Here is a 26,153-nt window from a genome sequence, read left to right as displayed (position 1 = left end):
TCTCCGTCTTGTTCTTCTTTTTATCGCCCCGCAACGGGGCGCTGGTTGGACTTTACGATGGGGGACGGGCGTAGTCGCGGGTCCCCTCCGCGTTTCTGGGTTTCCATACGCGCACGGGCCTCCTGCTTCCGCTCCACACCCAGAAGGGCGCGGACACGCGTGCAGACGACATCCGGCGTAAGGCCAGAACTCTGGTATAACGGGTCGAACCCGGATGCTACTCCGAATTCCTCACTTCCGATGAAAATTCCTGTGTCCCCGAGCCAGCGCTCCCACCCGAACCCGGAAGCTGCCTCGATCGCTACACGCGGACACTGTCCCAGAACGGTCTTGCGATAGGCGCTGCTCTGTTTTTCGAATAGCTCCCAGCAGGGCAGCGACACCACCGCAGCGAGAATACCTTCACTCTCAAGTCTATGCTGCGCCTGAAGAGCCAGAGCCACCTCAGGACCGGATGCAATCAGGGTGACGGCGCGGAAGCTGGAGCCGCCTTTCGCCTCACACAGCACATAACCGCCCTGTTCGGTTTTGCGTATGGATGGCACGGCAATGTCAGCGGACGCTGGAAGTGTGTCTGGATTGCTGGCTGAAGGCCCCTGTCGGGCGTGTCGGGCAAGGACAATGACGGCGGGACCGTGTCGCCATGACAGGGCGGCCAGCCACGCTGCCGCGACTTCCTGCGAATCTGCTGGGCGGAACAGCGCCAGATTGGGCATGGCGCGCAGGCTGGCGAGCTGTTCAACCTGCTGCCACGGTGGGCAGGCGGAGGCTTCGGGGTCATCCTCGATGAGCACGAAAAGGAGCCGTTCCCGCGACAGGGCGGCGAACCGCAGGGCTGGGCGCATGCGATCCGCAGACGAGAGATTGGCTGTGCCGCAGGGTAGTATGCTCCCATGCAGCGCCAGCCCGTTCATGAAGCCGACCATCGCCGGCTCACGGGGGCCGCAGACGAAAATATCAGCCTCGCCGGAAGAGATGCCAGCGCCTTTGGGTGCGTGTTCTGCGGACAGGGAGACAAACTCGGGAAGTAGATCAGCGAGTCGTTCCCGGGCCTTCACGCCCGAGCGGAGAAGGGTGATGTCCGGTCCATCATCGTCATGTTTTACGGGTGGAGCCTCACACGCATGGCGCAGAAAATCATCTTCAAGACGGGCCGGGGCGCGGCGTTCGAGTGTGCGTTCGAATTCGGCTCGTAGCGGGTGACGGATCAGTCTGCGTAGCCACGACCGCTGGACAGAACTGCGTCGACCTGCATCGGAAGAACCGGTTGTCGGCGTGGCATTGGTCGCTTCAGGAGGCGAAGGTAGTGTTTTGCCCGAGGTTTCACACAGAACAAGGCGGGGTTTCCGGGCTCTGGGCGTGGCGGCGAGAACCTGTGCGATGGCAGCGGCGTCATCGCCGTCGAGCCGTCGGATGCTCCAGCCGGAGGCTTCAATCCTGTCCACAGCCAGAGAAAGGTCCGCCTTCTCTTCAGGCGCGGAAGTGGCTGACGCGACAATGATGGTCAGACGATCCAGATGAAACCGGTCGGCAAGAGCCGCAGCTTCCAGCGCCACGCCGGTTTCAAGGTCTCCCGGCAGGGCCAGCAGCCATGTGCGATGGTCGACAAGAGAGCGTCCGAAGCGTCCGGCAAGAATTTTTTCGGCCAGCGTCATGCCGCAGGCGGCGGCGATGGCCTGTCCCGGAAGGGCTCCCGCCAGCCCGAACAGTTCTGTCGCGGCGTTGGAAGGCGCGGAGGTCGAGACGAGATTGAGGAATGCATTACGCAGGGGAAGCAGGCGGGTCGAGGAGACAAAAAAACGGTCCCGATCCGGCCAGAGCGGACTTTGGGGATCAAATCGGACAGCCTGCTGCCAGAGAAGGGCGGAGACGAGCCAGAACGGATGCGGAATGTCCTGAATGGCCGTGGCGGTCACGCCCTCGGCTCGGAGCGCTGCTGCGCGGGCCTCTTGGGCAAAGGTCAGAGGGTCATCTGAAAATGTGGGAAGGTGTGGCTTGCGAGCCATCCAGGGTCTGTCCAGACTGCAAATGACGTGGAAATAGGATCGGGAAGCGAGCGTCAGTTGTCGTTATAATTAAGTGTCGGGCCTGTTTTCCCGCAAGTATTCCTGCGTGAAGGATTTCGCTCATGACACAGGAGCGGTATGCACGCAGCTTGCTCCACACCCAACTTCCTGCGACCGTCTGAACCATGCCGTCTGATTCCTCTTCCGCCAGCAAGGCGCCCGTTCCGCGTTTGCAGGGCCCCACGCCTTCCTTTTATCCGCACCGAAGGGCTGTCCTGCGTGGTGGCCTCATGGGGGCGGCCGTGCTGGCTCTCGACGGATGTGGTCTGCTGGACCAGCGCACCTTCAATCCCCGCGCGTCCAGACCGCCCAAAGTCTATATCCCGCCACCGCCGCCGGGGCCGCCGCCCATTCCACCGCTGATTCAGCTCGTGGCCGGAACGCCGGAGCAGGAATGGGGCGGGCCGGTGCGTGCGGTCGTCAGGAAGGCTCTGGATCGCAAGCCCAACATCCTGTTTCAGGTGCAGGCAGTTGCGCCACCGGGGGCAAATCCGGACGCGACTCGCACAGCCCTGTCCCGTCTGGTGTCGTCCGATGCGCAGGCGGTGACCGATGCAATCGTTGCCGCCGGAGCCTCTCCCGCACAGGTGGAGATGTCCGCCATGCCGGATTCGACAGTGACGCAGCCCACCATACGAGTATATGTTCGTTGAATGATTCCGACCGGCACATGGTCTTCATGCGTCGGCAATCTGAATATGCTCTGTTTCACAAAGTATGTTCGGAACGGAAACAGGGCCAGAGTCGCAGGCACGGCCGTCTTCGTCAGCAAGGGATTTATCTTCAGTCCGCGAGGACGGAAGAGGGTTTCTGACAGGCGTTCGGATACCTGTTGTAGACATCAGGCCGGCAGAGCGCCGTAAAAGTTAAGCTAAGGTCCGCTTCGGGCGGACTGTCCAGAAGCAGGAGTGGGGCAGGGTGACGATTCGTAACGCGAGACACCCGTTTTACGATTTTTGTGACGAGGCGCTCGCCGGTATCAGAAAACAGGGACGATACCGGACTTTCACCCCACTGGCGCGCGATGCCGAACGGTATCCGGTCTATGAGGAAGCGCTGCCGGAAAGCGATATCAGCCGGGAAGTGGTGGTCTGGTCTTCAAACGATTATCTCGGCATGGGCGTGGAGCCCGAAGTTTGCGAGGCCGCAATCAGCGCCATCCGCGAACACGGTGCCGGAGCCGGCGGCACACGCAACATTGCTGGCACCAGCCCTCTCCATAAGGCGCTGGAAGCCGAACTGGCAGCGCTTCACGGCAAGGAAGCCGGCCTCCTGTTCGGGTCGGGCTATGTGTCCAATCAGGCCAGTCTCCAGACAATCCTCACCTCCATGCCGGGTTGGATCTGCTTTTCCGATCGCTTGAATCATGCGTCCATGATCGCCGGGATCAAGGGCGCGCGCGGCTCCACGACCGTCATTTACGAACACAACGATCTTGCTGATCTTGAAGCAAGGCTGGCGGCTGCTCCTGCCGATGCGCCCAAGCTGATCGCGTTCGAGAGCGTCTATTCCATGGATGGCGATATTTCGGATATCGCTGGCACCTGCGCTCTGGCCCGTAAATACAACGCCCTGACCTATATCGACGAGGTCCATGCTGTCGGTCTCTACGGCGAGCAGGGCGGCGGTGTCACCCAGCGCGACGGCGTGGCCGATCAGGTGGACATCATCGAAGGCACGCTGGCCAAGGGCTTTGGCGTGCATGGCGGTTATATCACAGCCTCCAGCCAGATCGTCGATTACCTGCGCTCCACGGCCTCCGGCTTCATCTTCACAACGTCGCTTCCGCCTTCAGTCGTTGCGGCGGCGCTGGCGAGCGTGAAGATGGTGCGTGCCCAGAACTGGCGGCGTGAGAAGATGTTCGAGCGGGTGAATACCTTCCGTGCCAAGATGCGGGCGGCGGGTGTGGAATTCACCATGACGCCCAGCCATATCGTGCCTGTGCCGGTTGGCAATGCCGAGCGATGCAAGGTCATCAGCAAGCGGCTTCTGAACGAATACGGGCTGTATGCGACGCCCATCAACTATCCGACGGTGCCGCAGGGAACGGAAAGGCTGCGTCTGACGCCGGGACCGTTCCATACGGACGAGATGATGGACGAGATGGTGACAGCACTGAAAACGCTGTTCGCGGAAGTCCCGCTTGCGGCCTTTACCAAAGAGCCTGCGCTGACCGAAGCGGCCTGAAAACCGGCGCTTCGGATCAGGTGCCCCGTGCGCGGCGGGGCATACAGTCTTTCGTAAAATCGGACATCGATGCGCAGGATCTGTTTCCGTTCAGCGGAGAATGAACCTGGTGATGATGTCCGTCAGCTTGCCAAACGGCGGCTGCAGCAGCGTCGCCGCATTGAGACGCCCCTGTTTGTAAATGCCGCGAGGATGCGTCAGCGCCAGAAAGCCTTCCTTTCCATGATAGGCTCCGATGCCGCTGTCGCCGACGCCGCCAAATGGCAGATCGTCCTGAGCGTAATGCATCAATGTGCCGTTGATTGTGACATTTCCTGAGATTGTGTGGCTCAGAAGTCTGTCTCGTTCAGCGCGTTTTTCTCCAAAGTAATACAGGGCCAGAGGCCGGGGACGGGCGTTGATGAAGGCAATCGCTTCATCGAGCGTTCTGTAGGTCAGAACAGGCAGGACGGGCCCAAAAATCTCTTCCTGCATGACCGCCATCTGAGGGGTGACGTTCAGTAGAAGAACGGGCGCGAGGACATGATCGTCGTCTGAGTTTGTGCCCAGATGGATCACACGAGCGCCCTGCGTTTGGGCATCGCTGACCAGACCACTCAGCCGCTTGTAATGATGCTGGTTGAGAATGGCGGTGTAATCGGGTGATCCGGCATAACCACCCGGATGCAGCTTTTGGACCGCTTCCTGATAGGCTGTGGCGAAAGCCTCCTGCTCGCCCTCGTGGATCAGCACATAATCCGGCGCGACGCAGGTCTGTCCGGCATTGGTCAGCTTGCCAAAGGCGATCCGGTTTGCGGCCCGTTGCAGGGAATATCCGGCGTCAATGACCACAGGGGACTTGCCGCCCAGTTCCAGCGTGACCGGGGTCAGATTGTGTGCGGCTGCCTCGGCGACCTTTTTGCCGACTGCCGTACTGCCGGTGAACAGGATATGGTCGAACGGCAGGGACGAGAACGCCGCCCCCACTTCGGCGTCGCCGGTGACGACGGCAACCTGCGACGGCGCAAAGACAGACTGCACGATCTGGCTGATGACTGCGGACGTAGCCGGTGTGAGTTCCGAGGGTTTGAGCATGGCGCGGTTGCCTGCCGCAATTGCTGTCGCCAGCGGCACCAGCGCCAGAGAGAGCGGGTAGTTCCACGGCGCGATAATGCCCACGACGCCCACCGGCTGCCGGATCACCCATGCGCTTCCGCACTGGAAATAGGCCGATACATGGCGGCGTTCCGGTTTCATCCAGTGACCCAGATGCGCGATCATGTAATTGATCGACTGCACCAGCGGAATCAGTTCCACAATGGCGCTTTCCCGCTCCGACCGCTGGCCGAAATCGGTATTCAGGGCGTGCACGATCTGTGCACGCCGCTTGAGGATTTCGGCTTTCAGACGACGCAGATCGGCCCGGCGTTGCACCTTTCCTGGTGGTCCGTTGCGCACGAACGCGGTGCGCTGGCGATCGAGGATACGGGACAGATCGGCGGAGGTAGCATCGGACATCACGTCCTCCATGTTTACAGGAGAAACTTATGTTGGCAGACTATGGAGCATGACGTATTGGTGTCAATAAAGTTTCTTGTGTAAACATAGGCCTCACGAATGAGTGAAACGAAAGACCGTCCTTATCACCACGGTGATCTGCGTCGGGCGCTGACCGAAACGGCGCTCGCCATGCTGGCAGCAGACCAGAACTGGACCTTTACGCTGCGGGAAGTGGCGCGGCGCACCGGTGTCAGTCACGCGGCTCCCTACAAGCATTTCCGTGATCGGGAGATGCTGTTGCGGGAGTTGGCCCGGATCGGTTTCGTCAGGCTAGGGGAGGTCATGACGGTTGCCCTGTCGTCGGAGAGCGCGTCCGTACGCGAAAAGTTCGTGGCTGGCGCTGAAGCCTGCATTGATTTCGCGCTGAAGAATCCCGGTCTTTATCGGCTGATGTTCAGCGCCGACGCCGACAAGAGTGCCGACCCGGCACTGCATGACGCAGCCATGGGCACGTTCGGTATCCTTCTGCGCCTGCTGGAAGAAGGGCAGCGCGATGGCAGCTTCCAGCCGGTCGCGCTCAGCGCACAGGCGGCGGCCTGCTGGGCGCAGGTGCATGGTCTGGCCATGCTGGCGATCAGCGGTCAGCTTCTTGAAGAAAAGGTCGGGAAAGAGCCGGTGCAGGCTGCATTAAACGTGCTGATGGAAGGACTCTGTCGCGAGAAATAAACGAAATCCTGTTCCGGCATCAGGCTGCGTGCCGATATCTGTCGGCGTCGGTTTTCAATCGTTGCAATCATAGAAAAAGGGTGCCGAGCGAGAGCCCGGCACCCTTTTGTCTGCCTTGAGACAGATCAGTTCGCAGCAGGAGCCGGAACAGCCGGCACTGCGGGAACAGCCGGAACGGAAGGAACAGCCGGCGCGGTCGGAGCCGTTGCACCGATAGCCGGCACCTTGTCCTGCTGGGCAGCGGACAGGCTCTTGGCGTTCAGGTCAGACGTTCCTGCATCCGTGGACTTTTCAGCCTTTTCTGCAGTCGTCTTCGCCGTCTTGGAAGCGGACTTGTGGTGCTTATGGTGAGAACGGGCAGCAGCAGGCTGAGCTGCCGACACGACCAGAGCTGGCGCTCCGATCATCAGAGTTGCAGCGAGAAGGGCCTTTGAAGCGAAGAACCGCATGACGGTATCCTTATGAGTTTATCTGGCCCGATGGGGGCCTTCATCAAGACAGATGTTGCCACTGTCTCTCTCTCCTTGAGATACACCGGATTACAAACGAGGGGAGTACTCACGACAAGAACTTTTAAAGGTATTTTCAGGGCGGCAGAGCAGCTTCCCGCTCCGTGCAGGTGTTGCTTGCCCTCCGTCCGCAGCCATGCGGGGCTTATTGCCCGTTGATCCCGAAAACAAGCGAGAGAAGCAGGGACAGAATCGCGCCCACTCCAAAGCCGACCAGTGTGCCATTGACCCGCACATACTGAAGATCCCTGCCGACCCGCAGTTCCAGCTTCTCGGACACGACATTGGCATCCCAGTTGCCTACCACGGTGGCGATGAATTTCGTCAGATGCTCCCGCAGATAGGGCAGGGACCGCGTAATACCTTTGCGCGCCGCCTCCTCGATGCGCTGACGCATGGCGGGATCTTCCCGCGCCTGAATCGCCATGCGGCTCAGCGTCTCGCGGACCAGTGTGGAAGTCCAGCCGTCATCACGTGTGATGTCCACCTCGATCATGCGCTTCATGCGCGCCCAGATGTCGACGCCCCATCCCACCATGGATTCATGGGAGAAGACAGACCGCAGTGTGTGGGAAATCTCCTCGGAACGGCCAGGGTCCGTTTCGATCCGGTCAATTTCGCTGCGCACCCATTCCGTGAAGCCTTCGCGGATGGCTGAATCTTCCGGGTTGATCCGGTCAAGTTCTTCACTGGCCGCCGCCAGAACCTTGTTGGCGATGGACCCGCCGATCGCCCATCCAACCAGTCTGCCGCCCTGCTCGCGTACACGGGTCTCGATCATGGCGCGCAGTGCGGGTTCCTTGGCCTGTAGTCCCGATTTGAGTTGCCGCAGAAGGAAACTGAGCACTTCCTGATGCTGGTTGCCGTCCACAAGGGACCGCAGACCACGCGCAATGACCGGACTGAGATTGCTGCCGCCAAGCAGAAGAGGGAGGCTCTTTCCAATAGCCGCGCTCGCCCGACCATCCTCCAGCCGTTCCAGCATCTGGGGCACCGCTCCCATCAGGCTGCTGGTCAGCGTGTTCGCCGTCGCCGGGTCGGACAGGATGTTGGCGACAAAGCCGGGCAGATCGACCTTGGAGAGAACGCGGTCGATTTCTTCTTCCGTAAAGACCTGTGTGGTGACAAACCGTCCAAGCGCGAGGCCAAGCCGCTCCTTCTGTGCCGGGATGATAGCCGTGTGCGGGATCGGCAGGCCGAGCGGATGGCGGAACAGCGCCGTGACGGCGAACCAGTCAGCCAGTCCGCCGACAACACCTGCCTTGGCGCCCGCCCGCAGCGTGCCGAGCCACAGGCTGTCGTGAAGAAGGCCGTATGCAGGCGCAAGATAGCCTGCTGTCGTCAGACCGGCCATCATGGCCAGAAGCCCTGTCGCCGCCCGTTTCTGGCGAGCCAGAGTGCGGTGGGCTTCATCATCCGGGTGTGTCTGCATGCTCATCACGAGGTTAATAGCATTGGCATGACGCTCTTCCCAAATGCGCTCTGACATGCTCCGATAAGGTTGCTGTATCGTATCGTCCTGTCGATCATGTCCGTCCTCCTTATGTCAGAGAGAAGTTTCAATGGCTGCTGCGCATTCGTCTTCCGGTTCTCCGCTGATCGCGAAAAGTGACGCCCTTTCTGCCGGTGCCCGCGCCATTCTGGCGATGGGACAGCTTTATGACGGAGCGGAAGAAGGAGACGAATACAGCCAGCCCCCTGCAGAGGTGACCGGCAATGATGTCCTGTCGACAGCCTGGCGTGTCTCCACGCTGCTGGAACAGGACAAGGCGTCCCTCGCCGATCTGCAGACGGTCATCAGGCATCTGCGTGACGACGCTTTCCTGCGGCGGGCGACACGGTTGCATCGCTATCCGGGGGGCACGAGCGCGTCTGTCACGGAAGACCGGCTGAAGGGGGTCGTCCGGCAGGTTCTGGACACGGCGTTCGGTCGGACGAGCGGCAGCGAAGGGGCTGAGGCTTCACCGCGCACAGCCACGGAGGCGTTGGCCTGTTTTCGGAGTGAACTTGAGCGCACCCAGTATGCGGCCGTTTTCACGGCGCACCCGACTTTTGCCGTTGCGAACGAAGTGTACGCGGCGCTCGCAGGCTACGCATCCGCCCCGGAGCCGCAGGATACCGCACCGGATCTGCTGACGCATCGCCGGAAGGCGCCTCCCACGCTGGAGGAAGAGTTTACGCTTGCCTCAGCGGCGATCCTGCGGGGACGCGACGCGCTCGACAGACTGAATGTGGAACTGCTCGGGGCGGCACGTGAGGCGTGGCCGGACGCCTGGTCCACCGTCATTCCCCGCCCGATCATCATGACGAGCTGGGTTGGATATGACACGGACGGACGCACGGATATCGGCTGGTGGGACACGCTCCGCCTGCGCCTGAAGATGAAGCTGTTCCAGTTGCAGCGGCTTCGGCAGCAGATTGCCGATTCAAGTGTCGAGGCGTCCACACTCCTGAGTCGCCTTTCCCGCGCCTGTTACACGGTTGAGGCCCAGATTGCGGCCTGTCCCAAAAGCGCCGATCCGGAAGCGACGGTAGAGTTCGCCACCCTCATTGTGGACCACAAGGAAGACGCCATTCTCGATCCTGCGGTACTGGGTGATGCGCTGCAGGACGCCATCGACACAGCCTCTCCGGAGGCCGCTCTCTCGGTCGCCGTTGCTCGGGCAGGATTCTTTGCGCACGGCATGTCGGCGTCGCACAGCCATACGCGCCTGAACGCCACGCAGCTTCATAACGTGATCCGTCAGCGCCTGCGTTTCACAGATGATCCGGCGGACCCGGCCCACCGCCGCGCGCTGCTGGCTCATATCAATGAGGCGCTGGAAAATGTCTCGGCCGTGCCGGTCGATTTCGGCGCGCTGCTGGTTGAGCAGGCCTCCGCCGCCAAACTGATGATGACGGTCGCCCAGATCGTCAAGCATATCGATTCGACGACGCTGGTCCGCTTCCTGATCGCCGAGACGGAGAGCGGTTACACGTTGCTGGCGGCTCTCTGGCTCGCCAAGCATTTCGGGATCGACGACAAGATCGAGATTTCGCCGCTGTTCGAGACGCGCGAAGCCCTGATGGGTGGGGCGCATATCATTGAGGAGGCGCTGCGTTCCCCTCACTGGCGGGACTATCTCCGCAAGACCGGGCGGCTCTGCCTCCAGTTCGGCTACTCCGATTCCGGTCGTTATGTCGGACAGCTTGCCGCGACCTATCTGATCGAACGGCTGCGTCTGAAAATCCTCGATCTGCTGCATGTCTGGGATCTGGAAGATGTCGAGGTCGTGCTGTTCGACACGCACGGAGAAAGCGTGGGGCGAGGGGGGCATCCGTTCCGCCTGTCCGACCGGTTCGCCTATCTTTCGCCCATGCATGTGCGGGCGAAGTTCGCCGAGCGCGGTGTGAAATACCGCGAGGAAAGCGCGTTTCAGGGCGGTGATGGTTACCTGCTGTTCGGCACGCCCGAACTGGCGGCGGCGAGTGTCGTCACCATCGCGGAGCACACGTTCGAACCCGCCCGTCGTCATGACGATCCGGTCTATGACGAGCCTGACTTTTCGTCGGATTTCTTCTCCACGATTGCTGATGCGATGACCGGTCTGGTCGCAGACCCCGGTTACGCCGATGTGCTCGGGGCGTTTGGTCCGTCCCTGATCGACAAGACCGGCTCACGTCCGGCAGCACGCCAGAGCGAAGGCGGCGGGGCGACCCCGCGCATCACGCATCCGAGCCAGCTTCGGGCCATTCCGAACAACGCCATTCTCCAGCAGCTCGGCTGGTGCGCCAATACCATTCAGGGATTGGGGTCGGCGGCGCGGCGTCATCCGGAGACTTTCGAGACGTTCCGGGAAGGCAGCGCCCGTTTCCGTCGGGCACTCGACTTCGCAGCGCACGCTCTGGCGCATTCGGATGATCAGGTGCTGCGCAGCGTGATCTGGCTTCTCGACCCGGGCTACTGGCTGGATCGGGCGACCGCCGAGCCTCGTTCAGGCAAGCGTGAGCGGTATCTCACGGTGATGCACGATCTGGAGAAGTTGGATTTCTGGGCGGACACGCAGTCCATGTTCCGGCGGATTCAGGAGGATCATCTGGCTTTGCGGGCGGTCTGGCCGGAGGCTCCGACCATTCACCCGGCTGAAAAACTGCTGCACGCCATCCGCATCGCCCTGATCGAAAAGATCTGGGTGCTGGCGACCCAGATTCCGTTCTTCATGCCGCGCGGGAATTTCACCCGCGATGTGATGATGCGGCGGATTCTGTGTCTGGAAATCCCATCGGTTCTGCGGGAGCTGGACGCGATCTTCCCACGGGGCGGCTCCAAGCTGGATTACAATTTCCATGAACCGGCCGGGCCGCAGGTGGATAATTCCTACAGTCAGGAACATGACGAGATCTTCCTGCCGATGCAGGAGATGTTCCAGATGATGCGCGAAATCAGCGTGGCGCTCATGCACGGGATCGGGGCGTTCGGCTGATAGACGGCCCTTTGTGCGGCAACGACCTTGCAGGTTGATTGCCGACAAACGGTTTCCAAAGGCAAGCCTTTGGCGGGGTATGGGGCGGAGCCCCTAGGTCTTTTTTGATTAAAGAGATCTGACGGGTTGGCCGGGTATTACTCATGGCAGGGTGCAGCATTGCGCTCTGCTGTGATCTCTCACGAGGCTTTGAGCTTGACGCCGGGCTTGCGGCGTTCCATCTGTCCTTAAACAGGACCGTTTTGGTCCTCAATGGCGGAAGCTCCGCCGCAACGGACGGAAACCATGCTCAGGCTGTCGAAACTGGCGGATTACGCTGTTCTGACCCTCGTTAACCTCGGACGGCACGATGGCGTTGTCACGTCACCGGCCCTTGCGGTCGAGACCGGCGTGCCGGAACCGACTGTGGCTAAGGTGCTCAAGGCGCTGGCCTCTGACGGCCTGCTCGTCTCGCAGCGGGGCGCACGTGGCGGTTACCGGTTGGCCCTGAAACCGGAAGAAATCTCCATAGCACGGGTTATCACCGCTGTGGATGGGCCGATTTCATTGACGGCATGCGTCACTGGCGGGGCTGGGTGCGACAATGGTGACTGCACTCTTTACGGCAGTTGGGATGTAGTGAATGACGCCATCCGCGACACGCTGTCCGGCATTTCCATCGCCCGGATGGCCGAGATGAGCAATGCACCGGGTCGCAGACGATCAGATGAGACGGTGTCCGCAGGCACTGCGCCGCAAGGCAATAAGGTGACGGCCGCAACGGCCGGGACGTTTGGAGGATAGTGGGTCATGCCAGCCGTTACAGAAACCCGTGAACAGGTCGAGAAGCTCGGCAAGTCCTCCTATGAATGGGGCTTTGAGACCGACATCGAGATGGATGTCGCGCCGAAAGGCCTGAACGAAGACATCATCCGCCTGATCTCGACCCGCAAGGAAGAGCCGGAATGGATGCTGGAATGGCGTCTCGCGGCCTATCGCTCCTGGCTGAAGATGAAAGAGCCGACCTGGGCGAAGGTCACGCATCCGCCGATCGACTATCAGGACGTGCATTATTATGCCGCCCCGAAGAAGAAGGACGGCCCGAAGTCTCTGGAAGAAGTCGATCCAGAACTGCTGCGGACCTACGAGAAGCTGGGCATTCCGCTGCACGAGCAGGCGATGCTGGCGGGCGTGGAAGTGCCGGAGGGCGAGGAAGCCCGTCTGCCGGTGGCGGTGGACGCCGTGTTCGACAGCGTGTCCGTGGCTACGACCTTCCGCAAGACACTGTCTGAAGCAGGCGTGATCTTTTGCCCGATTTCGGAGGCGATCCGCGACTATCCGGATCTGGTGAAACAGTATCTCGGCAGCGTTGTGCCGGTTGCCGACAATTTTTATGCAGCCCTGAACTCGGCAGTGTTTACGGACGGCTCGTTCGTGTTCGTGCCGAAGGGCGTGCGCTGCCCGATGGAGCTGTCCACCTATTTCCGTATCAATGCCAAAAACACGGGCCAGTTCGAGCGGACACTGATCGTTGTCGAAGACGGCGCTTCCGTCTCCTACCTTGAAGGCTGCACTGCACCGATGCGTGACGAGAACCAGCTTCACGCGGCGGTCGTTGAGCTGGTGGCGATGGAAGACTCGTCCATAAAATACAGCACGGTGCAGAATTGGTATCCGGGCGACGAGAATGGACGTGGCGGCATCTACAACTTCGTCACCAAACGTGGCGCCTGCCGTGGTGCGCGCGCCAAGATTTCATGGACGCAGGTGGAAACCGGTTCGGCCATTACATGGAAATATCCATCCTGCATTTTGCAGGGCGAGGAGTCCGTGGGTGAGTTCTATTCGGTGGCGGTGACCAACAATCACCAGCAGGCCGACACAGGCACCAAGATGATCCATCTGGGCCGGAACAGCCGTTCGACGATCATCGCCAAGACGATCAGCGCCGGAAAGTCTGACAGCACCTATCGCGGGCAGGTGAAGATCATGCCGAAAGCGTCTGGTGCGCGGAACTTTACCCAGTGCGACAGTCTGCTGATCGGCGATCAGTGCGGCGCGCACACTGTGCCTTATATCGAAAGCCGGAACATGACGGCGCGTGTGGAACATGAAGCCACCACGTCGAAGATTTCCGAAGACCAGATGTTCTACTGCCGTCAGCGCGGTCTTTCTCAGGAAGATGCCGTTGGTCTGATCGTCAATGGTTTCTGCAAAGAAGTTCTTAAGGAGCTTCCCATGGAGTTTGCCGTGGAAGCGCAGAAGCTGTTGCAGATCAGTCTTGAAGGCAGCGTTGGCTGAACGTGCGGAGAGGAATGGAAGAAATGAGCGAATTACTGAAGATTTCCGGCCTGCACGCCAGCATCGACGCCGATGGCACCCCTAAGGAAATCCTGCGCGGTGTTGATCTGGTCATCCCACCGGGTGAAGTGCACGCGATCATGGGGCCGAACGGCTGTGGCAAGTCCACCCTGTCCTATGTGCTTGCTGGTCGTGAGGATTATGAAGTCACGGCAGGATCGGCCCTGTTCAAGGGCGAGGATCTGCTGGCCATGGAGCCGGAAGAGCGGGCTGCTGCCGGTATCTTCCTTGCCTTTCAGTCGCCTGTGGAACTGCCGGGCGTGAACAACGCCAACTTCCTGCGCACCGCAGTCAACGCGGTCCGCCGTGCACGTAACGCGCCGGAGCTGGATGCTGTCGGATTTCTGAAAGCTGTGCGCGCCGCCACGAAGAATCTCTCCATGGCTGACGACATGCTCAAGCGTAACGTCAATGTCGGCTTCTCCGGTGGTGAGAAGAAGCGCAACGAAGTGCTTCAGATGACCATGCTTCAGCCAACACTGGCCATTCTCGATGAGACGGATAGTGGTCTCGACGTGGATGCGCTGCGGATTGTCGCAGAAGGCGTGCAGAACCTGCGCTCACCGGACTTCTCGGCGCTGGTGATCACGCACCATCAGAAACTGCTCGATTATCTCGGTCCGGATCGGGTGCATGTCATGGCGAAGGGGCGCATCATTCGCAGTGGCGGTCCGGAACTGGCCAAGCAGATCAATGAGGAAGGTTATGCAGCCTTTCTCAAGGAGGCGGCATGAACGCCATCGCACCGATCACGCTGAGTCTTGAGCCGTTTGCGGCCCGTCTTTCCGATGTGAAAGGCGAGGATCGCAAGGCTGCCGCTGGCGCTCTGGCCCGCACGGGGCTTCCGACACCGCGTGTCGAAGCGTGGCATTACACCAATCTACGCGCGCTCTCAGGACGTGTTTTTGCTGATGCACCCGTCGGCTTTGATGAATCCGCGGCTCAGGCTGCGCTGACGCGTATCCTGCCACCGGATGCAGCGATTGCGGCGCTTCCCCGGCTGGTGCTGGTGAATGGCCGGTTTGCGCCGTCACTGTCATCGACAGACCTGCCGGAAGGCGTGTCCTGCACATCCTTCGTTCAGTCACCGGATTTCGGCATCCTGGCGTCTCCTGACCGTGAAGGCATGGTTGCGCTGAACACCGCGCTGGCCGATGACGGTGTGCAGATCACAGTGGCTCCCGGCAAGCAGGCTGGACAGCTCGTGCTCGTCTCTCTGGCGCTTGGCACGGATAGCGATGTGTCGTTTCATCCGCGTCACAGCATCACGCTGGGCGAGGGCGCTTCTCTCTCGGTTATCGAAATCGCGGCTTCTGAAAACGCAGGTGCTTATCTGCACAATCCGGTTCTGAGCTGTGCGATTGCCGAAAAAGCCCATTTGACGCATGTGAAGATCCAGCAGGAAGCCGAGAACGCTGTTCATCTGGCGACGGTCTATGCGGATATCGCCGTGCGGGCTGCTTATGACAGCTTCACACTCGGTCTCGGCTCCGTGCTGGCGCGTCATGAAGTGCATGCCACGATGCATGGCAATCACGCTGCGGTGCATGTGAATGGCGCACAGCTTCTTGCGGCTTCGCAGGTTGGCGACATTACCAGCGTGATTGCGCACGCGGCACCCGACTGCATCTCGCGTCAGACCGTGCGCAATGTTCTGTCTGATCACTCGCGGGCCGTGTTTCAGGGCAAGGTTCTGGTCGAACGTGTTGCGCAGAAGACCGATGGCTACCAGATGAATCAGGCGCTGCTGCTGTCACCGTCGGCTGAGATCAATGCCAAGCCAGAGCTTGAGATTTACGCAGACGACGTCAAATGCAGCCACGGTGCGACAGTCGGCGCGCTGGATGACGACCAGCTTTTCTATCTGCGAAGCCGTGGCATTCCTGACGATCAGGCGCGTCAGATGCTGGTCGAGGCTTTTCTGGTTGAAGCCGTTGACCTTGTTGAAGATGAAATGCTGCGGACAGTGCTGCATCAGACACTCGCAACGGCCTTGAGCCAGCGTGTTGGTGCAGCGGAGAAAACTGCATGAATATCGCAGACATCAGAGCGCAGTTTCCGATCCTGTCGGAAAAGGTCCATGGAAAGCCGCTGGTTTTTCTGGATAGTGCTGCTTCCGCCCAGAAGCCGGATGCTGTCATAGACGCCATGTCGCAAATGATGCGCTCGCAATATGCGAACATCCATCGTGGTCTGCACTGGATGAGCGAGCGGGCGACGGAGGATTATGAGGCGTCCCGCAACCGCGTGGCGTCCTTCCTTGGCGGTGCGCGTGAGGAGATTGTCTTTACCCGCAACAGCACTGAGGCGATCAATCTTGTCGCTTATTCCTATGGCAGTTTGCTGAAGCCGGGACAGGCTGTGCTGATTTCCGAGATGGAGCATCACGCCAATCTGGTGCCGTGGCAGATGCTGCGTGATCGGGTCGGGATCGAGCTGCGTGTCGCGCCCATCACAGATGACGGTGATCTCGATCTGGATGCCTATGGTCGGCTGCTGTCAGACGGCAAGGTGGCTCTGGTCGCCATCACGCATATGTCGAACGTGCTGGGCACCATCACGCCGGCCGAGCGTCTGGTGACGATGGCGCACGACGCTGGGGCAAAAATCCTGCTCGATGGCAGTCAGGCTGTCGTGCATCGCAAGGTCGATGTGCAGAAACTTGGTGTCGATTTCTATACTTTTACCGGCCATAAACTGTATGGACCGACGGGCATTGGTGTGCTGTGGGCGCGTCGGGAACTACTGGAAGCCATGCCGCCTTTCATGGGGGGTGGCGACATGATTTCGAGCGTGACGTTCGAAAAGTCCACCTGGGCACCCATTCCGGCAAAGTTCGAGGCAGGCACACCGGCGATTGTGGAAGCTGTTGGCCTTGGCACCGCCATCGACTGGGTCGAGAGCATTGGCTACGAGGCCATCGGTGCGCATGAAGCCGCCCTGACAGAGCATGCCCTGCGCGTGCTGCCTGAGGTTCCGGGTTTCTCGGTTATCGGAAAGCCGAAAGAGCGTGGTGGGGTCATCTCCTTTACAATGGATGATGTGCATCCCCATGACATCGCCACGCTGCTGGACCGGAACGGGATCGCAGTCAGGGCAGGGCATCACTGTGCCGAACCCCTGATGCATCGCTTGGGGTTAACGGCCACGGCGCGCGCCAGCTTCGGCATTTATACGACCGAAGAAGAAATCGATACACTTGCGGAAACGCTCAAGCGTATCCGGCAGCTTTTCGTATAGGCCGGTCATGGACGGATCATCCTGTTACGACGCACTGATTCTCTCCCGCTCCCGCAAGCCTGAGTTTTCGGGGAGCGTGGAAGAGGAAACGGCGAGGGTGCAGGGGAATAACCCGGTCTGCGGCGATCGCGTGACGCTCTCACTGCGCGCGACCGCCGGGACCATTGACGCTGTGCGTCACCAGACACGCGGTTGTGCGATCTGCATGGCCTCCGCTGACCTGATGGCGGAAGCCGTGACAGGCCGTTCCGTGACTGATGCTCTTGAATTGGGGTGTCGGTTTACCGATATGCTTGAGACCCCTTCTTCGCAGAACATGGTTGCGGACGAGGATGTTTTACCCGTGGGGTTGCAGGCATTTCGCCCTTTGAGAACCCATCGCTCCCGCCTGCGGTGTGCGACATTGCCCTGGACAGCGCTGGGGGAGGCGCTCACTCAATGACCGATATCATGCCCGCACAGGACGAACGCAAGATGACGCCGCAGGACACCGAGTTGTCAGTTGAAAACAAGGATGCTGCGGAAGCCCAGCAGGGGCAGGTTGCGCACTGGACGCCCGATGGAGAAGTGCAGCCGGCTACGACTGGTGCGCCATCGGAAGATGCCGTCGTCGATGCGATCGCAACCGTGCATGATCCGGAAATCCCGGTGAATATCTATGAGCTTGGCCTGATCTACGCGATTGACCTGCATGATGATGGCCGCGTGAAAGTTGAAATGACGCTCACGGCTCCCAACTGCCCCAGCGCACAGGAACTGCCCGTGCAGGTGCGTGAGGCCGTGGAAAAGGTGCCGGGCGTTACCTCTGCGGAGGTCGATGTCGTGTGGGATCCGCCGTGGGATATGTCGCGCATGAGCGACGAGGCCCGCCTTGCCCTCAACATGTTCTGAGTTCGGAGACGCCGAGATGAATACACAGACTTCAGCAGGCCAGGCTCCTTCCCGTCCGGTTCGTGAGCTCCCGCCGGTTATCACGCTTACGGAGAAAGCTGCTGACCGTCTGCGGGAACTGTATAAAGGAGCGAACGTCGGACAGTTGCTGCGCATTTCGGTCAGCACCAAAGGGTGCTCTGGCCACGCCTACGACATGAACTTCGTCGATGAGGCGGGGACGCCCGGCGATGAGCGTGTCACCAGTCAGGGTGTCACGGTGCTGATCGACCAGAAGGCGGTGCTGTTTCTGATCGGGTCACAGATGGACTATCAGATGGGCGATTTCGAGTCCGGTTTTGTGTTCAGTAATCCCAATGAAAAAGGTCGGTGCGGCTGCGGGATGAGTTTTCACGTCTGAGCAGCCCGCGCAGGACCTATTCAGACCTGTCGCCCAGCGCCCGCCCGCGCTGAATGGCAGCTTTCCCAAATCGCGAGCGCAGGGCGTCAATAGCCTGCTGCATGGCAACCCGGCTCTGCGTCTGTTCGTCAGCAAGGTCTGGCGGATCGGCATCATCCAGCGGCGCCAGTCCGTTTGAACCGAGACCGATCAGTCTGAAGGCCGTATCGCCGACTTCCGCTGCGAGGAGAGGGCGGGCGGCCTGAAACAGGCGGTCTGGCAGAACAGTTGGTGTATGCAGCTTCATCGCCCGACTGCGGGTGTGAAAACTGGCCGTGCGCAGTTTGAGCGAGATCCCCTGCGTCGAGACTTCCTTGCGCTTCAGACGTAGCGCCAACTGTTCACAGAGATCCCACAATTCCCGTTCCAGCAGGGTCGCATCCTGGATATCGCGCGAGAATGTCACTTCGGTGCTGACAGATTTTACCGGATGGAAAGGCGTGACCTTTCGAGAGCCTTCTCCCCGCGCTCGCGCCACCAGCTCCGGTCCACGCGGTCCCAGTCGGCGCAGCGCTTCTTCAGGCGTCAGGGCGGCGATCGCGCCCAGTTTTACAAGGCCACGCTTTTGCAGGGAGTCCTCCTGAGCCTTGCCGATACCGGGTAAAAGTCTGACCGGTTTATCCGCCAACCACTCCCGCGCTTCCGAACCAATCACGCCATAACCGCGCGGCTTGTCGATTCCGGCGGCGAGTTTGGCCATCATGGTATTCGTGGCGAGGCCGACCGAAATCGTCACGCCCAGCTCCCTCTCCACTCGTTGCGCCAGTCGTGCGACCACGACACAGGGTGGCGCGCCGTGGAGTTCCCGTGTGCCGGACAGGTCCAGTACTGCTTCGTCGATGGACTTTACTTCCACTAGCGGGGTGAGTTCCCGCATCATGACCCGGATGCTTTCGGCCACGGCCCGATAGGCCGACATGTCGGGCGGAAGAATAACGGCGTCCGGACAGAGTGCGCGGGCGCGGCGCATCGGCATGGCGGAGCGGGCGCCGTTCAGGCGGGCGATATAGCAGGCCGTGCTCACGACCCCGCGCTCCCCTGTGCCGCCCACGAGAAGAGGTTTCCCCTTCAGTTCAGGACGGCGCTGCTTTTCGACGCTGGCGAAAAAGGCGTCGCAATCAATATGGACGATGGAAAGGCGCGTCAGTTCAGGGTGGGAAACCAGCCGCCGGGAACCGCAGTTGGGGCAGCGCGAAACGGCTGCGCTGCCCTGTGGCCAGAACAGGTCAGGACAATCCCGGCACAGAACCGGGTATTTGCCTGCATTCAGCGGATATCCTCGATGTCCCAAAGCCATGCAGCCCCCCGGACACCTGAACTGTCTCCATGTTTGTTGACAAGCAGTTCCGTCTTGCACACAGGCGTTATGACATTGCGCGGGAGCAGCCCCGGCACGCGTGCAAGCGTGGCTTTCAGGTTGGATACGCCGCCACCGAAGACGATGGCGTCCGGGTCCAGAAGGTTGATGAACAGTGCGCAGGCGCGAGCCAGATAATCCACATAGGAATCAAGGGCTGCCTGCGCTTTACGGTCTCCGGCTGCTGCGGCTTCCTCAATACCTTCCGCGCTGCGGGAGCCTTCGCCTTTCCACGCTGCCGCCAGAGCTGGACCGCAAAGGAAGCGTTCAAGGCACCCTTCGTTTCCGCAGAAACAACGCGGCATCGGGAATTCTTCCAGACGCGGCCAGGGAAGGGGAATATGCCCGCATTCACCTGCGATGTGGTGATGGCCGCTGATGAGTTTGCGGTTTACGACCAGCCCTCCGCCCATACCGGAGCCGATGATGATGCCAAAGACGATGTTGCGCCCGCTCGCCGCACCGTCGATGGCCTCAGACAGGGCGAAGCAGTTGGCGTCATTTTCGACCCGAACCTGACGGCCCGTGACTCTGGGGAGATCGACACCGAACGGCATGGTGTTCAGCCACGTAGCGTTGGCGTTCTTGATCAGGCCGGTCGTGTCGTCGATCGAACCGGGGATACCGATTCCGAAAGGAAGACGTGCGCCGCGACCGCTTTCATCCAGCCCGAGCTTGGCCGTGGTGGAATCCAGCAGATCCCGGATGGCGATCATCATCGGTTCGTATGATCCCGGATTCGGCACGCGTTCACGCAGAAGGATATCGCCGGTGGGGTTCATGGCCACGACTTCGATCTTGGTGCCACCCAGGTCGATTCCAAGGCGTATGCTGTTCATGCTGACTATCCGTTACTGCGTATCGTGCGAAGCGATCTGTTGATCACTTCAAAGCAGATAGTGCAGTCAGGCTCCAGCCCCGAACGCTGAAAGGTTACAGGTTTGTTTCCAGAATCGGAAAATAAACCAACATCTAAATTTGTGGAATTATTCATAAAATATGTTAGGTTGCCTTTGTTTTTATTATTCAAAAATGTTTGATATATAAACGCGTTAAGATCTGGGGCGTAATGAGAGGAAGAGTTGCGTGAAGTGTGGTCTTGTTCTGTTCGTCCGTAATGAAGTTGAGGATATTTTGTGGTGGATCTCCTGGCATCTGTCACTGGGGTTCAATTCCATCATCATCTACGATGACTATTCGACGGACGGTACATGGGAGATCATCAATGCCGCCGCTGGTGTCTTTGACATCCGTCCTCGTCGGGCCGTGCAGGCGCAATGGTTCAATCATCGACAGGCACAGACTTACATGGCGGCGATAGATGAGTTTCGTCCGGAATTTGACTGGCTGCTTGTTCTTGATGCCGATGAATACCTCAACATCCTGAATGGCGAGACTGTCAGCACATTTCTCTCACGCTATGCAGATGATATCGATGGCATTGCCATCAACTGGAGGTGCTTTGGCAGCAACAGGCATGTTGAAAAACCGCCAAGCCCGAATGTTTTCGAAAATTACACCATGTATACCGAGAAGGATTATTTCCTCAACCATAGCCTGAAATCGTTTTTCCGGCCCAAGAAGACCGAGACGCGTTACATCAATCCGCACCGTTTTGCCGTAGAAGGTCGCTACGTCACGCCCAATGGCGAGGCGGTCGAGTGGCAGGTCGCGAATGATGATCGGACAGTCGCCGAGCCCGACTGGAGCCGTGCCGTCATTAATCACTACGTCATCCGGAGCGCAGAACATTTTGTGCAGAAATCCCGCCGACGCAGCGATATCCGCCGGGCGCGTTGCGGAATAGGCCTCTTTGTCGATTACGACCGCAACGTTCACCCGTACTTCATGCCGAGGGAGCGGATCGATGCCATGCTTCCTTTTCTCTATTCACTGCAATCCCGTCTGAGCGACACGATGCTCTCCTGCCTGTTTGATCCAACTGCTGCGGGTTCTGAAGGGAATATTCTGAGGGTAGCACAATGAACTCCGATTTCCCTGTTGTCTCCCGGCTGTCCTTTTCGACGCATTTCGGCACGACTTTTGTTGCCCACACGGGCAGTGGTCGGCTTGAGCATACTCGCCTGCTGGAGGATTCCCCTTTCCACGTTCCCGTTGTGGCGCTGGGAATTTCTTCGATCCCTGATTACGTGTTCTTCACGGTACCATCGCGTTTTCTGCCCTTGACTGCGCAGTATGATCCAAGGGTTGCGACTGTACTGGCCTGGCAGGTTGTCCCTCAGGACGAGGGCAAGCTGGCCTTGCGGAATCCTGTCTCGAGCAAGTTCATGAGTTTTCAGCCGGGAGCCGAGGATGAAATCTCCGCGGTTATGTGTGATCGGGATGCCGTTTTTGAATGGGAAATGCTGACCTGTGACGCTCCGCCAGAAGCGACGGATGACCCTTTGCTGCGAAATATAGGTCTGGCGATCACCGAGTTTCGTAATCCGGGCGTGATTGAACTCGACAGGCCGCGTCTTGTGGACTCAAGGCTGGCAGGATTGCAGACGTTGCCAGGCAGGGATGTAGAGCGGCTTATCCTGCTGAACGATATCGTGAGTTTTCCGTGGGTCAGAAAAGATGAAGTGCTTCGTCTTTAACCCTGTCCCGTTGCCAGATCTTCTGACGACCTGCAGGTAAAGTCAGGCTATCAGGCTAAGACGTTTGGTTTATTTATCTGGGTCAGGCGGTGGTCGAATCCAAGCTTGAATACATATGGCCACAAAAGGTCTGACCGTTTTCTGGTGAGCCTGCCCCATGGTGTCACGTAAGCTGATCTCCCGAAGCGCCGGGCAATGTTGCTACTGTCCAATGGGTGCCGGACAAAAAATGGCCTGGAGTGCTGCCGTCATGCAGCCTTGGGTCGTTGCTGAAAGTCAGGGAGAGAAAACATGAGTGAGACTCTTCTGGATGTGAGAGGTCTCTCCTGTCCGTTGCCTGTCCTGAAAGCCAACAAGGCCCTGCGTGGGCTTGTCGCCGGGGACCATCTGCGCGTGCTGGCGACCGACCGTGCCTCTTCAGCCGATTTTCGCAGCTTCTGCCGGGAGACGGGACACGCACTTGTCGCGTTCGGAGAAGAGGCGGGTGTGCTGTCTTTCGTGATCCGTAAAAAGAGCGATGAACCCGCCTGAACGGCTGGCGAAGCTGATGCGAACAGGCGACATCTGTCGCAAAATCGTCCATTTCGCAGGGAAAAGTAGCCTCAGAATATCACCTTCGGTCTTGGCATCGGCGTGTCTGCGGGGTAAGGGCAGCGGCTTGATGACCCATTGAGGATGCTATTTGACATGACGGGCGATACGAATTCCCTGTCCTTCGAGGACGCCCTCACCGAACTTGAGCGGATCGTTCGCAGTCTTGAAGGCGGACAGCTCAAGCTTGAAGAGGCCATCACATCCTATGAACGCGGTGCGGCACTGCGTGCTCACTGTGAAAGTAAACTGCGCGAGGCCGAAGAGCGCGTGCAGGCTATCGTCAAACGGGCTGATGGCTCACTTGACGCCAAGAACGTGGATTGAAGTTCGTCATGACCAACCCCGGTGCAAGCCAAAGCCCCGCTTCTTCCAGCACGTCATCCGAAGCGCTGAGCACATCCCTCAAGCAACGTGCCGCAGCCGTGGAGGGGATGCTTGACCGGCTGATTCCCCGTGTGGACGGGCCAGAGGCCCGCGTGATCGACGCCATGCGTTACGCAACACTCGGCGGCGGCAAGCGCCTGCGCGGCTATCTTGTGGCCGAAGTGGCATCCATGTTCACGGGACAGGGTGGCGAAGAAGGGGCATATCGCGCAGCGGCCTCAGTCGAGATGCTGCATGCCTACTCTCTCGTTCACGATGACCTGCCCGCGATGGACGACGACGATCTCCGCCGTGGCCAGCCGTCCACCCACCGCAAATTCGATGAGGCGACAGCCATCCTTGCCGGTGACGCCCTCCAGACGCGCGCCTTCGAGGTTTTGGCCGAGACTGAGACCCACCCGGATGCATCTGTCCGTATCCAGCTGGTGCTCGCTCTGGCGCAGGCTTCCGGCGCTCAGGGCATGGTCGGCGGTCAGATGATCGACATGGAAGGCGAGGGTCGCGCTCTTTCCCTCAAGGAAGTCAGCCATCTGCATGCCCTGAAGACGGGTTGCCTGATTCGCTACTCGGCAGAGGCGGGCGCGATTCTGGGGGGTGCGAATCCGGAACAGCGTGAGCGTATCGCCAATTACGGTCGCGATATCGGCGCGGCCTTCCAGATTGCAGATGATGTTCTGGATGCGACAGCGACCGAGGAAGAACTCGGCAAGACGGCTGGCAAGGATCAGGCTGCCGAAAAGTCCACCTTCGTGGCGCTGCTGGGTATCGATGGTGCACGCAAGGAAGCCGAGAAGCTGGCCGAGCGCGCCTGCCATGCCCTTGATATTTTTGGAGAGAAAGCTGATCGGCTGCGCGACCTTGCGCGTTACGTCGTAGAGCGCAGGAGCTGAGAGCCATGAGCGATACGTCAGGACCCATCCCCACGCGTGGGCGCTTTCCGTTGCTGGATCGTGTTTCGCACCCTGTTGACCTTCGGAACCTGTCGATTGACCAGCTGAAGCAGGTCGCGGACGAGCTGCGCTCCGAAACGGTCGAGACGGTCTCCACGACAGGCGGCCACCTCGGTGCCTCGCTGGGCGTGGTGGAACTGACGGTCGCAATCCACGCCGTGTTCGACACCCCCGACGACCGGTTGATCTGGGACGTGGGCCATCAGGCCTATCCACACAAGATCATCACCGGACGCCGTGACCGTATTCGCACCCTGCGCCAGCCGGGCGGCCTGTCGGGCTTCACCCGCCGCTCCGAGAGCGAATACGACCCGTTCGGCGCGGCCCACTCCTCCACCTCCATTTCCGCCGGCCTCGGCATGGCGGTTGCGCACCATCTGCGCGCCGAGGAAGACCCGTCCTACCGCGAGCGCAATGTCATCGCGGTGATCGGCGACGGCTCGATTTCCGCTGGCATGGCCTATGAGGCGATGAACAACGCCGCCGTCGCCGGTGAGGGTGCGGAACGGCTGATCGTCATCCTCAACGACAACGAGATGTCCATCGCGCCGCCGGTCGGTTCGATGTCGAACTACCTCTCCCGCCTGATGTCCTCGCGCCAGTTCATGGGCCTGCGTGACCTCGCCGGGAAGTTCGTGAAGAAACTGCCCAACCGTCTGGAACGCACCGCCAAGAAGGCCGAGGAATATGCCCGCGGCATGATCACCGGCGGCACGCTGTTCGAGGAACTTGGCTTCTATTATGTCGGCCCCGTCGATGGCCACGATATGACCCAGCTGGTGCCGATCCTGCGCAACCTGCGCGACACGGATCAGGGCCCGATCCTGCTGCATGTCATCACCGAGAAGGGTCATGGCTACAAGCCGGCCGAGGCCGCGGGCGACAAGTATCACGCCGTGGCGAAGTTCAACGTCGTCACCGGCGAGCAGAAGAAGGCGCCTCCGGGACCGCCGTCCTGGACCAACATCTTCGCCCGCGAACTGATCGACCGCGCCTCCACGGACAACCGCATCGCCGCGATCACCGCCGCCATGCCGTCCGGCACGGGTCTCGACAAGTTCGCCACCAAATTCCCCGACCGGTTCTTCGATGTCGGCATCGCCGAACAGCACGCCGTCACCTTCGCTGCCGGTATGGCGACGGAAGGGCTGCGGCCGTTCTGCGCGATCTACTCCACCTTCCTGCAGCGCGCCTACGATCAGGTCATGCATGATGTGGTGCTGCAGAAGCTGCCGGTCCGCTTCGCCATCGACCGCGCCGGTCTGGTTGGCGCAGACGGCGCGACGCATGCGGGTTCGTTCGACATCGCCTATCTGGGCTGCCTGCCGGGCATGACCATCATGGCGCCGTCCGACGAGATCGAGCTGCTGAACATGACGGCCACGGCCTGCGAGTTCGATGAAGGCCCGATCGCCCTGCGCTATCCGCGTGGCAACACCTACGGTCTGGAGCTGCCCGCGAAGGGCGAGATCATCCAGATCGGCAAGGGTCGCATCGTCCGCGAGATGGGCCAGCAGTCCGGCCGCGAGAAGGGTGGCATCGCCATCCTGTCGCTCGGTCCGCGCCTGCAGGAAGTGCTCAAGGCCGCCGACCAGCTGGCTGCGCACGGCCTGCCGCCGACAGTCGCCGACGCCCGCTTCGCCAAGCCGCTGGATACGCAGCTTGTCGAGCAACTTGCCCGCGACCACGCCGTTCTGATCACCATCGAGGAAGGCTCGGTCGGAGGGTTCGGATCGTTTGTGGCCCAGCATCTTTCAAAGACCGGCCTGCTCGACAACGTCCGTCTGCGCACCATGACGCTCCCGGATATGTTCATCGACCATGACAGCCAGTTCGAGCAATACAACGTCGCACACCTCAACGCCCCATATATCGTCAAAACAGCGCTCAATGCGCTGGGGGTGAGTGCGAGCGAACAGATCGCCTGA

The 26,153-nt window shown here is 60.2% G+C and carries 24 protein-coding genes; 18 read left to right on the top strand and 6 right to left on the bottom strand.

Features of this window, described 5'->3' with window-relative positions:
• Positions 1-20 precede the first annotated feature (20 nt).
• Positions 21-2,006: a transketolase-like TK C-terminal-containing protein gene (locus EMQ_RS06390; protein ID WP_010667553.1), complete on the bottom strand. Its 1,986-nt coding sequence runs from the start codon at positions 2,004-2,006 to the stop codon at positions 21-23.
• 185 nt (positions 2,007-2,191) lie between these two features.
• Here EMQ_RS06390 and EMQ_RS06385 point away from each other — a divergent pair, with 185 nt between their 5' ends.
• Together EMQ_RS06385 and hemA are read left to right on the top strand one after the other, a co-directional pair.
• Positions 2,192-2,719, top strand: a complete 528-nt coding sequence (locus tag EMQ_RS06385) for a hypothetical protein (RefSeq protein ID WP_010667552.1) — start codon at positions 2,192-2,194, stop codon at positions 2,717-2,719.
• A gap of 265 nt (positions 2,720-2,984) precedes the next feature.
• Positions 2,985-4,253 (top strand): 5-aminolevulinate synthase, encoded by a 1,269-nt coding sequence (hemA, locus tag EMQ_RS06380; RefSeq protein WP_010667551.1) that lies wholly within the window; start codon positions 2,985-2,987, stop codon positions 4,251-4,253.
• Between the two features lie 90 nt (positions 4,254-4,343).
• Here the strand turns inward: hemA and EMQ_RS06375 are convergent, their stop codons facing one another.
• A complete protein-coding gene (locus EMQ_RS06375; protein WP_010667550.1) occupies positions 4,344-5,750 on the bottom strand; it encodes a coniferyl aldehyde dehydrogenase in 1,407 nt (468 codons plus the stop codon).
• A gap of 99 nt (positions 5,751-5,849) precedes the next feature.
• On the opposite strand from EMQ_RS06375, the gene EMQ_RS06370 reads away from it, so the two are divergent.
• On the top strand, positions 5,850-6,458 hold the full coding sequence (locus EMQ_RS06370; protein WP_010667549.1) for a TetR/AcrR family transcriptional regulator: 609 nt from the start codon (positions 5,850-5,852) through the stop codon (positions 6,456-6,458).
• A gap of 125 nt (positions 6,459-6,583) precedes the next feature.
• On the opposite strand, the gene EMQ_RS06365 is transcribed toward EMQ_RS06370, so the two are convergent.
• On the bottom strand, positions 6,584-6,907 hold the full coding sequence (locus EMQ_RS06365) for a hypothetical protein (protein WP_010667548.1): 324 nt from the start codon (positions 6,905-6,907) through the stop codon (positions 6,584-6,586).
• 205 nt (positions 6,908-7,112) lie between these two features.
• A complete protein-coding gene (locus EMQ_RS06360) occupies positions 7,113-8,456 on the bottom strand; it encodes a DUF445 domain-containing protein (RefSeq protein WP_010667547.1) in 1,344 nt (447 codons plus the stop codon).
• Positions 8,457-8,529: 73 nt separating this feature from the next.
• Here EMQ_RS06360 and EMQ_RS06355 point away from each other — a divergent pair, with 73 nt between their 5' ends.
• From EMQ_RS06355 to EMQ_RS06315, 9 genes are all read left to right on the top strand, one after another.
• Positions 8,530-11,430, top strand: a complete 2,901-nt coding sequence (locus EMQ_RS06355) for a phosphoenolpyruvate carboxylase (RefSeq protein WP_010667546.1) — start codon at positions 8,530-8,532, stop codon at positions 11,428-11,430.
• A 285-nt stretch (positions 11,431-11,715) separates the two neighbouring features.
• On the top strand, positions 11,716-12,213 hold the full coding sequence (locus EMQ_RS06350) for an SUF system Fe-S cluster assembly regulator (protein WP_031941398.1): 498 nt from the start codon (positions 11,716-11,718) through the stop codon (positions 12,211-12,213).
• Positions 12,214-12,219: 6 nt separating this feature from the next.
• Positions 12,220-13,710 (top strand): Fe-S cluster assembly protein SufB, encoded by a 1,491-nt coding sequence (sufB, locus tag EMQ_RS06345; RefSeq protein ID WP_010665704.1) that lies wholly within the window; start codon positions 12,220-12,222, stop codon positions 13,708-13,710.
• A gap of 23 nt (positions 13,711-13,733) precedes the next feature.
• Positions 13,734-14,504 (top strand): Fe-S cluster assembly ATPase SufC, encoded by a 771-nt coding sequence (sufC, locus tag EMQ_RS06340; protein WP_010665705.1) that lies wholly within the window; start codon positions 13,734-13,736, stop codon positions 14,502-14,504.
• A complete protein-coding gene (gene sufD, locus EMQ_RS06335) occupies positions 14,501-15,802 on the top strand; it encodes a Fe-S cluster assembly protein SufD (protein ID WP_010665706.1) in 1,302 nt (433 codons plus the stop codon). Before sufC ends, sufD begins: the two co-directional genes overlap by 4 nt.
• A complete protein-coding gene (locus EMQ_RS06330; RefSeq protein WP_010665707.1) occupies positions 15,799-17,010 on the top strand; it encodes an aminotransferase class V-fold PLP-dependent enzyme in 1,212 nt (403 codons plus the stop codon). The genes sufD and EMQ_RS06330 overlap by 4 nt, the downstream gene beginning before the upstream one ends.
• Before the next feature lie 7 nt (positions 17,011-17,017).
• Positions 17,018-17,452, top strand: coding sequence for a Fe-S cluster assembly sulfur transfer protein SufU (gene sufU, locus EMQ_RS06325; protein ID WP_010665708.1), 435 nt, complete (start codon positions 17,018-17,020; stop codon positions 17,450-17,452).
• Positions 17,449-17,901 (top strand): SUF system Fe-S cluster assembly protein, encoded by a 453-nt coding sequence (locus EMQ_RS06320; protein ID WP_010665709.1) that lies wholly within the window; start codon positions 17,449-17,451, stop codon positions 17,899-17,901. Before sufU ends, EMQ_RS06320 begins: the two co-directional genes overlap by 4 nt.
• 16 nt (positions 17,902-17,917) lie before the next feature.
• A complete protein-coding gene (locus EMQ_RS06315) occupies positions 17,918-18,301 on the top strand; it encodes a HesB/IscA family protein (RefSeq protein ID WP_010665710.1) in 384 nt (127 codons plus the stop codon).
• Between the two features lie 16 nt (positions 18,302-18,317).
• Here EMQ_RS06315 and EMQ_RS06310 read toward each other — a convergent pair whose 3' ends face one another.
• Entirely contained in the window at positions 18,318-19,637 is a 1,320-nt protein-coding gene (locus tag EMQ_RS06310; protein WP_010665711.1) for a DNA polymerase IV, read from the bottom strand.
• Complete coding sequence (locus EMQ_RS06305) at positions 19,607-20,536, bottom strand: ROK family protein (RefSeq protein ID WP_010665712.1); 930 nt, start codon at positions 20,534-20,536, stop codon at positions 19,607-19,609. Before EMQ_RS06305 ends, EMQ_RS06310 begins: the two co-directional genes overlap by 31 nt.
• A 247-nt stretch (positions 20,537-20,783) precedes the next feature.
• Between EMQ_RS06305 and EMQ_RS06300 the strand changes: the two genes are divergently transcribed.
• From EMQ_RS06300 to dxs, 6 genes are all read left to right on the top strand, one after another.
• The gene (locus tag EMQ_RS06300) at positions 20,784-21,683 is read left to right on the top strand and encodes a glycosyltransferase family 2 protein (RefSeq protein WP_018308296.1); all 900 of its coding nucleotides are present in this window, start codon (positions 20,784-20,786) and stop codon (positions 21,681-21,683) included.
• Complete coding sequence (locus EMQ_RS06295; protein ID WP_010669007.1) at positions 21,680-22,297, top strand: hypothetical protein; 618 nt, start codon at positions 21,680-21,682, stop codon at positions 22,295-22,297. Before EMQ_RS06300 ends, EMQ_RS06295 begins: the two co-directional genes overlap by 4 nt.
• Positions 22,298-22,588: 291 nt before the next feature.
• Complete coding sequence (locus tag EMQ_RS06290; RefSeq protein WP_010669008.1) at positions 22,589-22,828, top strand: sulfurtransferase TusA family protein; 240 nt, start codon at positions 22,589-22,591, stop codon at positions 22,826-22,828.
• Between the two features lie 156 nt (positions 22,829-22,984).
• Complete coding sequence (locus tag EMQ_RS06285; RefSeq protein WP_010669009.1) at positions 22,985-23,215, top strand: exodeoxyribonuclease VII small subunit; 231 nt, start codon at positions 22,985-22,987, stop codon at positions 23,213-23,215.
• An 8-nt stretch (positions 23,216-23,223) separates the two neighbouring features.
• Positions 23,224-24,165 carry a polyprenyl synthetase family protein gene (locus EMQ_RS06280; RefSeq protein ID WP_026200167.1) on the top strand — a complete coding sequence of 314 codons (942 nt, stop codon included), beginning with the start codon at positions 23,224-23,226 and terminating at the stop codon, positions 24,163-24,165.
• Positions 24,166-24,170: 5 nt separating this feature from the next.
• Positions 24,171-26,153 carry a 1-deoxy-D-xylulose-5-phosphate synthase gene (gene dxs, locus EMQ_RS06275; protein ID WP_018308297.1) on the top strand — a complete coding sequence of 661 codons (1,983 nt, stop codon included), beginning with the start codon at positions 24,171-24,173 and terminating at the stop codon, positions 26,151-26,153.

This window comes from Acetobacter aceti NBRC 14818, from assembly GCF_000193495.2.
Lineage (GTDB): Bacteria > Pseudomonadota > Alphaproteobacteria > Acetobacterales > Acetobacteraceae > Acetobacter > Acetobacter aceti.
The sequence above is the reverse complement of the archived record's forward strand: the minus strand, read 5'-3'. Positions and strand labels throughout refer to the sequence as shown.